Genomic DNA, 12,520 nt, shown 5'->3' with positions numbered 1-12,520 from the left:
TTGTGCCGGAAGTACAATCGCCCAAACCGCAGGACCTGCAAGTGGCTCAGTATTCCCTGTTGGGGTTACCACCGTAACCTATACCGCTACCGATGCTCAAAACCAAACTTATTCAGAAAGCTTCACCGTAACTGTAAACGATACTGAAGATCCAACTATTGTCAATCTGCCAACAGACATTGAAAAAAACAACGACGCCGGAGTATGTGGTGCTCAGGTAACATGGACAGCACCAACTGCAGATGATAATTGTACCGGAAGTACAATCGCCCAAACCGCAGGACCTGCAAGTGGCTCAGTATTCCCTGTTGGGGTTACCACCGTAACCTATACCGCTACCGATGCTCAAAACCAAACTTATTCAGAAAGCTTCACTGTAACTGTAAATGATACTGAAGCTCCAACTATTGTCAATCTGCCAACAAACATTTCTGTAGGTAGTGATGAGGGAATTTGTGGTGCGGTTGTAAACTGGATAGCACCAACAACACAAGACAACTGCTCCAGTACTATTGTGCAGACTAAAGGACCTGCCAGTGGCTCCACTTTTGATGTTGGCGAAACCGTAACTATAACCTATACTGCTACTGATGCAGCCGGAAATGAAACATCCGATAGTTTCACCGTAACCGTTACAGATAATGAAGTCCCAGTCCTGACTCATAGTGGCAACCAAACCTTGAATAGCAGTTCAGGAACATGTAATGCTTCAGTAACAGTAAGTGCTACGGCAACCGACAATTGTAGTGTAGGTAACCCCACAGGGACAAGAAACGACGGACAGTCCTTAACTGCAGCTTATCCTGTAGGCACAACAACTATCACCTGGAGTGTCACCGATGCTAACGGTAACGCCGCAACAGAGGTTACACAAACTGTTACGGTCATGGATAATGAGAAACCTGTAATTAGCCACAATGGTGATCATAACGTTGATAATGATACCGGAGAATGTGGGGCTTTTGTAGAGGTCAGCGCCTCCACTTCCGATAACTGTACTGTTCCTGACGCAGTCGGAACAAGAAGTGATGAAAAACCTATAGACGATTTGTTTCCCGTAGGAACTACAACGATTACCTGGACAGTTACAGATGCCAACGGGAATGAAGCCGAGCCTGTCACTCAAACAGTAACTGTTAACGACACAGAGGCTCCCGTCATACCTGAATTACCCCCATTAACGGGAGAATGTCCTTTGACCGTTACGCCACCAACAACAACCGACATTTGTAATGGAATTATTACGGCTACAACAGGTATTACCGATCTTACTTTTGAGGAATCTGACACAATCTTCTGGACTTTTACCGACTCCTCAGGAAATCCAGTTATAGTTGAACAAGAAGTAATAATTACTGACACTACTGCGCCTGAACCGGACGTTACAACACTTCCGGAAAAAATAATTGAAGGCTGTGAAATTTCGAGTATAGCAGAATTAGATCTCCCAACAGCTACAGATGCTTGCGAGGGACCGGTCATAGGAACTTTAAGTAGTAACTTCCAATTTCCATATTCCACCCCAGGAACAGATATTATTACTTGGGAATACACTGACAGCCATGGCAATAAAACTTTTCAGGAACAGGAAATAACCTTCATTCCCGTGACCATTAATGGCGGAACAATTTCTGGAAGCTACAATTCCTCAGACTTTCAGAATGTGATTGAAATAACATCTTGTGAGGAAAGTGCTACAATCAACCTTCGATTGACAGGTCAACTTGGTGAAATTGTTCGATGGGAGAGGCTAATTCTGAACGAGGGTATCTGGGAACATATAAATAATACTAGTAGTACCTTACACGCAGAATTTCAATCAGGGGAGTTAGAGTCTACAATATATAGAGCAAGAATAAAGAAAGGAACATGTATAGAATACTCTGATGTTTTTGAAATAAAAGCAATTCCTCCCGGGCCGAGACCAACAGTAACAAATTTGGGCTCTGAAGAAATATGCCTTGGTGATGAAGTTAGTTTAAAAGCCACAATTGAAGGTATTGCTACTCCTGGAGATGCAATTCCAGGTTCAGAAGGGGATTTTCACAATGGACAATTTAAAAACGACTGGCTTGTTGATGGTGAAGATGGTGGCTTTACCTGTGGTGGGAACAATGAGAAAACAAGAAATTGGTCCTGCACCAGTAAAGCTCATGATTTTGGAGATATTACCTATGACAGCGGTAGTAAGTTTGCAATTGCCCAAGGTGATTATACTGATAACAATTTTAAGGGAGAAAATCCGACCACGTTAGAAACCCCTATTCTCGATCTTTCTAATGCTTTATCAGCAAGCTTGGATTTTGATCAAGCATACCACTTCGCAAATAATGATGAAGCCATCATTGAAATTTCTATTGATGGAGGGGAGAATTATGCAATCTTAGTGGATATGCATGAAGGCAATAATGTAAAAGCCTGGTATACTGAAAAATTACAGGCTGGGGAACCCGTAGGTGATTCAGATGCTGAAAATTACAATTTTAGTATAGACAACACATCCATTTCCCTACAAGATTATTTGGGCCAAAGTCGGGTAAGAATAAGATGGTCCTTTTCAGGAACCAGTGATAAAAGTATATGGGCTTTGGATAATATCATAGTCAAGAAAAACGCCTCTGTCACGGCAGAGGTCGAGTGGACCGAAGGTATTGGTGACCCCGATGAAGACCCTATTACTGTTGGGGATAACGAAGCAACCATTAGTTTCCAACCTGATACTCCCGGTGTTCATTTATATGGAGGAACAGCCTTAATTAATGGCTGTAGAACCTACAACGAAGAGGGCACAAACTTGGTTGAAATTAGGGTGTCTTATGCTTATGCCGGTGAAAATATAGAGTTTTCGAATGAGGAATGTGGTCAAAACATCGTGCAGCTGAATGCTTACGATAACACTAAAACAGCTCGTGAGAACATTGAAAAAGAAACTTTTGAAGAACCAGTTAAAGGTTGTAAAAAATGTGATGCTCCGGGAACTCAGATGAAAGGAGAATGGTCAATTGTGGATGGCCCGGGAGTTTGTGGAGATTTCACTGCCAGCTTTAGTGATCCTACTTTACCAGATGCTACCTTTAAAGGTCCGGCAGGAACCTACACCTTAGCTTGGACTCTTGAAAATGGATGTTCAGATGATGTACTAGTCACAATTAAAGATTGTACGCAGATTAACTTCGATGGAATTAACGACCATATTGATTTTGGAGATAATTACGACTTAAGCGAAGCTTTTAGTCTGGAAGTCTGGATAAAACCCGGAGGACCTGAATCTACTGAACAATTACAAGGCACCCAAACAATTTTTTCTAAAAGAGACGCAGACTACTCCGGAGATGCAAAAGGCTATGACTTGAAAGTAACGAATGGCATAGTTTCCTTTAATTGGGATAAAACAGGAACAATAGCTGCTCCCAATCAAATAAAATCCAATCGCTGGTATCATATTGCAGTTACTCGCGCAGGATCTGGTGAATACCGACTATATATCGACGGAATACCTCTTCCTAACGATCCAGTTGGTGGTGGTTCACCCGGTGAGAATAGCTATAGAGCTATTCTTGGGGCCATGGACAGCAATGGAACAACGGGAGCAGACAACTTTTTTAAGGGGTGGATCGATGAGTTAAGAATTTGGAAAGTTGCCTTGACTAAAGATCAAGTGCGTCAAATGATGAACCAACGCATTAAAGAATCTGAGGAAAATTTTGTTGTAGGAGAAGAAGTTCCACTGCCCGTACCTGATCAAATTGGGAATGAACTGGTATGGAGTAGTTTAATGGGTTATTACCGAATGGATGAAACAACAGTAGAGTGTGGTAATATTGACACGAACGTAGGCGTAGTGGGCCGTCTTCATAACATTACTTCACCGCAGGAAAATACAGCTCCTCTTCCATATACTTCAAGAGTTGATAATCAAAATTGGTTTACAGATAACACCTGGACACATTCAAACGTTTGGGATCCGCCCTACAGTCCTGGAGTGGATAACACAACATTGATTGAATGGAATATTGTTAAACTTTCACATAAGGTGAATTCTGGCAACAAAGACATTAAACTTCTAGGTCTCATAACTGAAGTAACTGGCACACTTGATATGCAGGGAACAGTCCAAACCAGAACTACAGTTGGATCTGGTAATGGTTTGACTGTCACAAAATACCTGGATTTGAGCGGCTACGTAGATCTTAATGGAGAATCTCAATTGGTACAGCCTGAAGGTAGTTTGCTTGTCGGGAATGGATATTTAGATCGTGACCAGCAGGGAACGGCCAGCAGCTATAATTACAATTACTGGAGTTCACCAGTGAGTACTAAAAAAAATGCTCCAAACTCTGGGTATAAAATAGGCGAAAAAGCAGGAACAGATTATATTGGTGTTCTTCATGATGGCTCCAATGTTACTCCCGGACCAATCGATTTCAAGAATGAATATCATTATGCCGATCACATTTATCCTTCTTCAGACCCTATAAGAATAAGTTCCTACTGGCTCAATAAATTTTTTGGGGAAGCAGGCAAATACAGTAATTGGGCCCCAATTACTGTAGACACAAAGCTGGCTGCAGGGGAAGGTTTTACTATGAAGGGCTCCTCGGGCCAAAAGAACATTGCTGATTTGCAGAACTACACCTTTAGAGGAATGCCAAATAATGACCGTATTACTTTAAATGTGGGAGCAGATCAAAACTATTTAATTGGTAATCCATATCCTTCTGCCATTGATGCTAATAAATTCATTAAAAATAACCTGAAGGATATTACCGGGGGTACAAACGATCAGAACGTGTTCAACGGTTCTCTCTATTTTTGGTCCCATTTTGCCGAAAAGACCCACTACTTAACTGAATACGTAGGTGGTTACGCTGTTTATAATCTCTCGGGAGGAATTAAGGCAATTTCAAACGACGTGAGGATTGACAACAGTGATCCGAATCGCACAGGAGGGGAAATTCCCCGGCAGTACATTCCTGTAGGACAGGGATTTTTCATAAACACAGTTTCAGATGATGGTATTACAAATGGTTACAATGAACCGGTAACCATTAGTGGTGGTGATATCATCTTTAGGAACAGCCAGAGAATATTTATCTCTGAAGCCGAAAAGTCCAAATCTGTATTTCATTCTATTGAACGAAAAGAGCTAAGCAGCAGCACGACCTCTGCTAGCATAAAATCTGAGTCCGACAGAATGCAACTTTGGATAACATTTGACTCTCCGGAAGGGTATCACAGGCAACTTCTTGTAACTAAAGATTCTGAAACTACTTCGGGATTTGATCTCGGCTATGATGCGACTTTAATTGAAAATAATAAAGAGGACATGTACTGGCTCATGGGAGAAAACCAGGTGGAATTAGTTATACAGGGAGTACCCGATTTTAATTCTGACAGAACACTTCCGTTAGGAATAAAAATAGCTACAGAAGGACAGTTTAAAATTGCCATAGATGAAATGATTGACGTGCCAGAAGGTCTTCCCATATATGTAAAAGATCTCACCACAGAAACTTACCACAACCTTAGAGATTCCGAATTTGTAGCCTCAAGTGAAATTGGGGAAATTCATGACCGCTATTCTATAGTGTTCAGTAAAGATGAGGAGGAGCCAGAAGATCCTGACAGTGGCGAAGGAGACGGCGAAGAGGAAGACGGCGATGACCAGGATGGTGGTAATGGAGATGGAAACGACGAGGGCGATGGAGAAGATGAAGGAGACGGCGGAGATGGTGATGGAAACGACGAGGGCGATGGCGAAGATGAAGGAGACGGCGGAGAAGTAGGAGTTGAAAATCCTGAGCAACCCAATCCTACGCCACCTTTAATTAAATTGATCTATTCTTCAAAAAATAAAGAATTAGTAATAAGTAATCCCGAGATGTTACCTGTCAAAAATGTTGTTTTGTACAATGCTTTAGGCCAGGAAATACAAGCGTTTTATAATCCGGAAGTAAAAGCTGTAATGGAATTCTCTGTAGAGGTGCCCAGTAAAGGAATGTATTTTGCAAGGATGTACCTGGAAAATTCTAATTTGATAGTTAAATTTTTGGTAGACTAGTTTATAAAGTTTCTAAAATAAGGAGGTTCAAAAATGCCATTTTTGAGCCTCCCTATTTTTTATACTTCAGTGGAAGGTAAACTACTTTCTTGGTTTCATAAAACTCTTCTTCAAAGAAATCCTGCAGATCATAAATCACAGCCGTCCGGTATTCGGCAAGTTCTTCCGAAAGATCTCCTCCCTTTAAATATAGAATTCCATTTCTAAGTTCATGCTTACTTTCCTTTGCTATTTTTCCTTTGGTCCAATGTACGAAGGTCGGCATAGCCGCAACGGCCCGACTTACGATAAAATCGTAATTTCCCGGCACCTCTTCTACCCTGGCATTGGTGGTGTGAACATTTTTAAGCTTTAGCCCCTCAACAACTTCATTGACTACTTTAATTTTTTTACCTATACTATCAACCAGGTGGAAATTAGTTTCAGGATGAAGTATTGCCAATGGGATTCCTGGAAAACCTCCTCCGGTACCCACATCGAGAATAGAAGCTCCGGGTAAAAATTGTTGAACTTTTGCTATTCCAAGGGAGTGTAAAACATGTCGCAGGTATAGTTCATCAATATCTTTTCTGGACACCACGTTGATCTTTAAGTTCCAGTCTTCATAAAGATCCTGAAGTTTTTCAAACTTATTTTTTTGATCTGCAGTAAGGTTTGGGAAATATTTGTCGAGAAGTTCCAATTTTTTTTATTTTAAAGGCAAAAGTAATTAATTTAAGGCTTAATTAGCAGCTCTTATATCTGCAGAGAAAATATATCTTATACCTTTGCAGATCAATATTATGTTTTATAATGGATAATACAACAGTACGTTTTTCCCGAACAGATTCAGCGAAGTTTTTTCGGACACTCAACAGCAGGGTGAACAACTATTTTAAAGAAAATAATCTTTCCAAAACCGGAAACTGGAGGTTGCATGTAAAAGCACTGGTCATGTTTTCTCTCTTTTTGTCTCCCTACTTCCTCATTCTAACACTCGATATCTCACAGTGGTGGATGTTGTTACTTACGGTGGTGATGGGAGTTGGCATGGCCGGAGTAGGAATGAATATAATGCACGATGGAAATCACGGTTCTTATTCCAACAAGAAATGGGTCAATAAATTAATGGGAGGAACTATTTATATTCTTGCGGGAAATGTTTACAACTGGCAGGTGCAACACAACGTTTTACACCACACCTACACCAATATTCACGGTCATGATGAAGACCTTGATGCCGGAAGGATCATCCGCTTTAGCCGTCATGCAAAATGGCACAGCTTTCACAGGTTTCAGCAATACTATTCTATACTTTTGTACGGTTTGCTTACTTTTAACTGGGCACTCACTACAGATTTTAAGCAGACTAAAAGATATCTCTCCCGCCAACTTTCCTACGGAAAAATGCCAAATCCTGTAAAGCAGTGGAGTATCCTTGCAATTACTAAACTTATCTACATATCTATTTGGATTGTCATTCCAATGTTGATCCTGTCCATTGCGTGGTGGAAGATCTTAATAGGATTTTTTATTATGCATTACACAGCCGGATTAATTCTAAGTGTGGTTTTCCAGCTCGCCCATGTAGTTGAAAAAACCGATATGCCTCTTCCAGATGATACCGGCTCCATGAAAAACACCTGGGCAATCCATCAACTTTTTACTACAGTGAATTTTTCAACTAAGAACAGGTTAATGAACTGGTTTACCGGGGGACTTAACCATCAGGTTGAGCATCATATCTTTCCGAATATCAGCCATATTCACTACAATAAATTATCTAAAATCGTGAAGCAAACTGCTAAAGAATGTCAGTTGCCGTACAACGAATATAAAACAACAAGGGCCGCCATTGCCGCACATTTTCGCCACCTTCAGGAAATGGGAATGAAGCCGTCAATTTCAGCTTAAACAATCAACTTTTTTCACATGCACCAATTATCTGACCGAATTAACAACATGTCTACCTCTCAAACCCTGGCCATGGCAGCCAAGACCAGAGAGCTAAAGGCAGAAGGAAAAGACATTATAGGCCTTAGCCTGGGAGAACCCGATTTTAATACTCCCGATTTTATAAAGGAAGCCGCAATACAGGCTATTAATGATAATTATAATTCCTATACTCCGGTTGACGGTTACGTAGAACTTAAGGATGCTATTATCAACAAATTCAAGAGAGACAACGGCTTAACTTACGATAGATCTCAGGTAGTTGTTTCTACAGGGGCAAAGCAGTCGCTTGCCAATGTGGCAATGGTCATGCTTAACCCCGGGGACGAAGTGATCCTCCCCTGCCCTTATTGGGTGAGCTACGCCGAAATTGTAAAGTTAGCAGAAGGTGTTCCCGTAGAAGTGCCTACTTCTGTGGAATCAGATTTCAAGATGACACCTCAGCAACTGGAAGCAGCCATTACTCCAAAGACTAAAATGCTTTGGTATAGTTCGCCTTCCAATCCCAGCGGAATGGTCTACAGTAAAGAAGAACTTCGGGCCCTGGCCGATGTACTTGTAAAGCATCCAGACATCGTTGTGGTAAGTGATGAAATCTATGAGCATATCAATTTTGTGGGAGATCATGCCTCAATGGCTCAGTTTGAAGACATGTACGATCGTGTTGTAACTGTAAACGGAGTCTCCAAAGCTTTTGCAATGACAGGGTGGCGAATTGGTTATATTGGTGCTCCCGCAGAAATTGCAAGAGCATGTAATAAAATGCAGGGCCAAATTACAAGCGGGGCAAACTGTATCGCCCAGCGTGCTGTTATCACTGCATTAGAAGCTCCTGTGAGCAAGATCCAATACATGATCGACAGGTTTAAAAGCCGCAGAAAATTGATTATTGACCTGCTTTCCGACATTAAAGGTTTTACAATTACTGAGCCCGAAGGTGCATTTTATGTATTTCCTGATGTTTCCTATTTCTTCGGAAAGACCATCAATGGCTATGAAATAAAAGATGCAACAGATTTTTCTATGTTCCTTCTGGAAAAGGCATTGGTAGCCACAGTTACCGGAGATGCATTTGGAAGCCCTAACTGCATAAGACTTTCTTACGCTGCCAGCGAAACTGAAATAGAAGAAGCAATGAAGCGCATCAAAAATGCCCTTTCTGAAGCCTGATAATATCTAAAAGATCATAAAAAATCCCTGCTGAACAAGTAGGGATTTTTTTATTTAAGACTAAATCCGGTTTTAAGAAGAAGCCGATATATTATCTCTCAAAAATTTCATTTTTGAAAAGTATTTAAGGAAAGGTCCAGGACAAAAGTCGTCACGGATTGCCAAATCCGCGCCAGTTGTTTGAATATACTTTAAATTTTGGTCCACCTTCGCTCTTCCCCAGCCAAATACCACGGAGGATAACGAAAGCTTCGGTGGGTAAAAATTTGGTGCCTGGTATTTGGTGCTTGGTATTTGGTGCTTGGTGCTGGGTGCTGGGTGCTTGGTGCTTGGTGCTGGGTGCTTGGTGCTTGGTGCTTGGTGCTTTAATTAACTAATTATGGATCACTGATCACAAAACCTACCTGTTTCTCCAGAAGAATGGAGTTAGCAAAATAAGTACTGTGAATAATTCAAGCCTTCCTATTAGCATTAAAAAAGAGCACCACCATTTGCCTTGAGGAGGAAGAGAGTCAAAATTGTTCACGGGTCCCAGGTCTCCAAACGCAGGACCTATATTACTAAGAGCAGAAGCCGCTCCCCCAATTGCTGTTTCAAAATCAAGACCCATAGAGGCCAGAACAACGGCCCCAATAATAAAAGACAGCATGTAAAGGATGAAAAATCCCAGGATGTTAAAAACGATCTTTTTGCTAATGCTTTTTCCGTTATAATGCACAGGCAGAACGGCATTTGGATGAAGAGTTCTTTTAAATTCAATCAATCCGTTCCTAATCATGATCACATGTCGCATCACCTTCACACCTCCTGCGGTTGATCCCGCTGATCCTCCCAGGAAGAACATTCCGAAGAAAAAGACGGTCAAAAAAGTGGTCCACATGGTGTAATCTGCGGTTACAAATCCGGTAGTTGTGACAATTGCAAGAACCTGAAACAATGCATGTCTAAAGGCACTCTCAAACTCCCCCAAAACCATTGGATGTTCCACCGATGAAATTGAAGGATCGGCTTTAAAAAAGATAATGAGGGCAGCGATTACCGTAAAACCCAATACAAAATAAGAATACCATTTAAATTCTTCATCCCTAAATACTTTTCCGAAATTACCCTTAAACCCAAAATAGCTTATCACGAAATTTGTTCCTGCGAGGAACATGAAGAGGCTCACAATATATTGCACCAGAGGATTGTCATTCCAGTACGCAAGACTTGCATTTTTGGTTGAAAACCCACCTGTAGACAATGTGCTTAAAGAATGGTTTACAGCATCAAAGAGACCCATCCCGGCGATGTACAGGAGAACAGTTTCAGCTAAGGTAAGCCCTACATAAATGAACCACAGTCTTTTTGCAGTATCTGTAATTCGCGGCTTCAGCTTATCGGCACTGGGGCCGGGAGCTTCCGCAGCAAATAACTGCATCCCTCCAATTCCCAGGAGCGGCAGGATGGCAATAGCCAGAACAATAATTCCCATTCCCCCTATCCAGTGAGTGAGGCTCCGCCAGAAAAGCAAACCTTCGGGAACAGATTCTATATCGTTAAGAATGGACGCTCCTGTCGTGGTATAACCAGACATAGTCTCAAAAAAAGCATTTGTAAAGGAGGGAATCCCGCCACTCAGCACGTATGGCAAAGTTCCGCTAAGGGCCATGAAGATCCAGCCCAGGGTAACAATTAAGTAACCGTCCCTTTTTTTGACTTCCCGGGTATGTCCCCGGGTGAGCAACATGGCAAGTCCTCCTACGCCCATAGTTAGAAGAGCAGCTATAAAGATTTCCAGGGCAACTCCATCTTCATAATAAAAACTAACTCCCGAAGCAGTAAGCATAAAGCCCCCGTTACAAACCAGGAGCACACCCATAATATGAGTAATAATAGGTTTATTAAGTCTTGGCATTACAAGAAAAGTTTTTCAACCTTTTGGATGGCATGAGGTAAGCAACAAATTACAATCCGGTCTCCGGGCAGAATTTTAAAGTTCCCCAGGGCAATTACTCCAATCTCATCTCTTATCACTCCTCCAATAATTGCTGATCTTGGAAAATCAAGGTCAACAATCTTTTTGTTGGAGACTTTTGAGGTTGGCTTTACTATAAATTCAAGAAGCTCGGCATCCATATTACTAAGTCGCGTCATGGCTACAACCTCACCTTTTCTAATATATCGAAAAATATTACTCGCTGCTAAAAGCTTTTTATTTATTAAGGTATCGATACCTATAGAATGGCTTAGCTGGAAGTAATCCATATTTTCAACCAAAGCTATTGTTCTCTTTACATTTTTTGACTTAGCAACCAGGCACGTCATTATATTGGTTTCCGAATTTCCCGTTACTGCGATGAAAGCGTCCATATCCTGAATACTTTCTTCTTCAAGTAATTCAACATTGCGCCCATCTCCATGTATGATCAACGCCTTTGGAAGTTCATCGGCAAGATCGAAGGCTGTGTCCTTATCGCTCTCTATGAGTTTTACGTTCATCTTCTTTTTACACAGGTCCATGGAAGCTTTTCGGCCAATTTTACTGCCCCCCAGGATCATGACATTTTTCATGTTCTGTCGCTTTTTCCCGGTAAGCTTATAGAGATCATTAACTCCTCCCTTTGTTGTAACAAAATAAACCTGATCTCCCTCTTTAAAAGTTGTATTACCGCGAGGAATATGGGTTTCAATAGTGTCCCTTCTACGTAGCGCAATTGGCATAAAATGGATTCCAGGAAAAATATTAGCAGTCTCCTTCACCGATTTGCCTATAAAAGCAGCACTTGCAGGCAGGGTAAGGCCAACCATAGTTAGAGCCCCGTCTTCAAATTCGTAGCTGTCGTTAAAAGCAGACTGGTTAAGCAATAATTCAATTTCTTTTACAGCTAGAGCTTCGGGAGAAATTAGCTCATCAATTCCAAATTGAGTAAATCCAATTTCTTCCTTATTTTCCAGAAACTCTTGATTGGCAATCCTGGCAATAGTGCGTTTAGCGCCCATTTGCTTCGCAAGAACACAAACAGTGATATTGGTAGTTTCACTACTAGTAACTCCTATAAGCAGGTCCACATCTTTGACTTGTGCATCCTTTAGGACAGAAATTGATGTGGCATCCCCCCTAAGAGTACGAATATCGAGATGAGCATCAGCATAAATAAGATTTTCACGATTAACATCGATAAGAGTGATGTCCTGTGACTCATATGATAACAATTTCGCTAAATGGAACCCTACCTCACCGGCACCGGCAATGATTATTTTCATAAGGAACGAATAAGTTCAAGAGGCACAAAGCTAAGGTATTTCACTCAACCAAAATAAAATACCGCTCAAGTATTTGGTTTACAGCCTCAGCAATTGGTAGATAAACTCGTA

The 12,520-nt window shown here is 41.3% G+C and carries 6 protein-coding genes (1 of these 6 running past the window's edge); 3 read left to right on the top strand and 3 right to left on the bottom strand.

From position 1 onward, the window contains the following. Window positions 1-6,061: the 3' portion of an HYR domain-containing protein gene (locus LA313_RS00095; protein ID WP_228912570.1), read on the top strand. Its footprint begins 389 nt before the window's first position; only the last 6,061 of its 6,450 coding nucleotides appear in the window; the start codon falls outside the window, past its left edge; it ends in the stop codon at window positions 6,059-6,061. A 52-nt stretch (window positions 6,062-6,113) separates the two neighbouring features. Here the strand turns inward: LA313_RS00095 and rsmG are convergent, their stop codons facing one another. Further along, window positions 6,114-6,743 (bottom strand): 16S rRNA (guanine(527)-N(7))-methyltransferase RsmG, encoded by a 630-nt coding sequence (gene rsmG / locus LA313_RS00090; RefSeq protein WP_228912569.1) that lies wholly within the window; start codon window positions 6,741-6,743, stop codon window positions 6,114-6,116. Window positions 6,744-6,853: 110 nt separating this feature from the next. Between rsmG and LA313_RS00085 the strand changes: the two genes are divergently transcribed. Both LA313_RS00085 and LA313_RS00080 read left to right on the top strand, forming a co-directional pair. Beyond that, complete coding sequence (locus LA313_RS00085) at window positions 6,854-7,954, top strand: fatty acid desaturase family protein (protein WP_228912568.1); 1,101 nt, start codon at window positions 6,854-6,856, stop codon at window positions 7,952-7,954. An 18-nt stretch (window positions 7,955-7,972) separates the two neighbouring features. Continuing rightward, a complete protein-coding gene (locus LA313_RS00080) occupies window positions 7,973-9,163 on the top strand; it encodes a pyridoxal phosphate-dependent aminotransferase (RefSeq protein ID WP_228912567.1) in 1,191 nt (396 codons plus the stop codon). Between the two features lie 400 nt (window positions 9,164-9,563). Here the strand turns inward: LA313_RS00080 and LA313_RS00075 are convergent, their stop codons facing one another. Beyond that, window positions 9,564-11,060: a TrkH family potassium uptake protein gene (locus tag LA313_RS00075; RefSeq protein WP_228912566.1), complete on the bottom strand. Its 1,497-nt coding sequence runs from the start codon at window positions 11,058-11,060 to the stop codon at window positions 9,564-9,566. Continuing rightward, window positions 11,060-12,409 (bottom strand): Trk system potassium transporter TrkA, encoded by a 1,350-nt coding sequence (gene trkA, locus LA313_RS00070; protein WP_228912565.1) that lies wholly within the window; start codon window positions 12,407-12,409, stop codon window positions 11,060-11,062. The genes LA313_RS00075 and trkA overlap by 1 nt, the downstream gene beginning before the upstream one ends. Window positions 12,410-12,520 lie beyond the last annotated feature (111 nt).

It is taken from the genome of Salinimicrobium sediminilitoris (assembly GCF_020866905.1).
Taxonomy (GTDB): domain Bacteria; phylum Bacteroidota; class Bacteroidia; order Flavobacteriales; family Flavobacteriaceae; genus Salinimicrobium; species Salinimicrobium sediminilitoris.
Note: the sequence above shows the minus strand (reverse complement) of the source record. Positions and strands in the feature narration are given on the sequence as shown.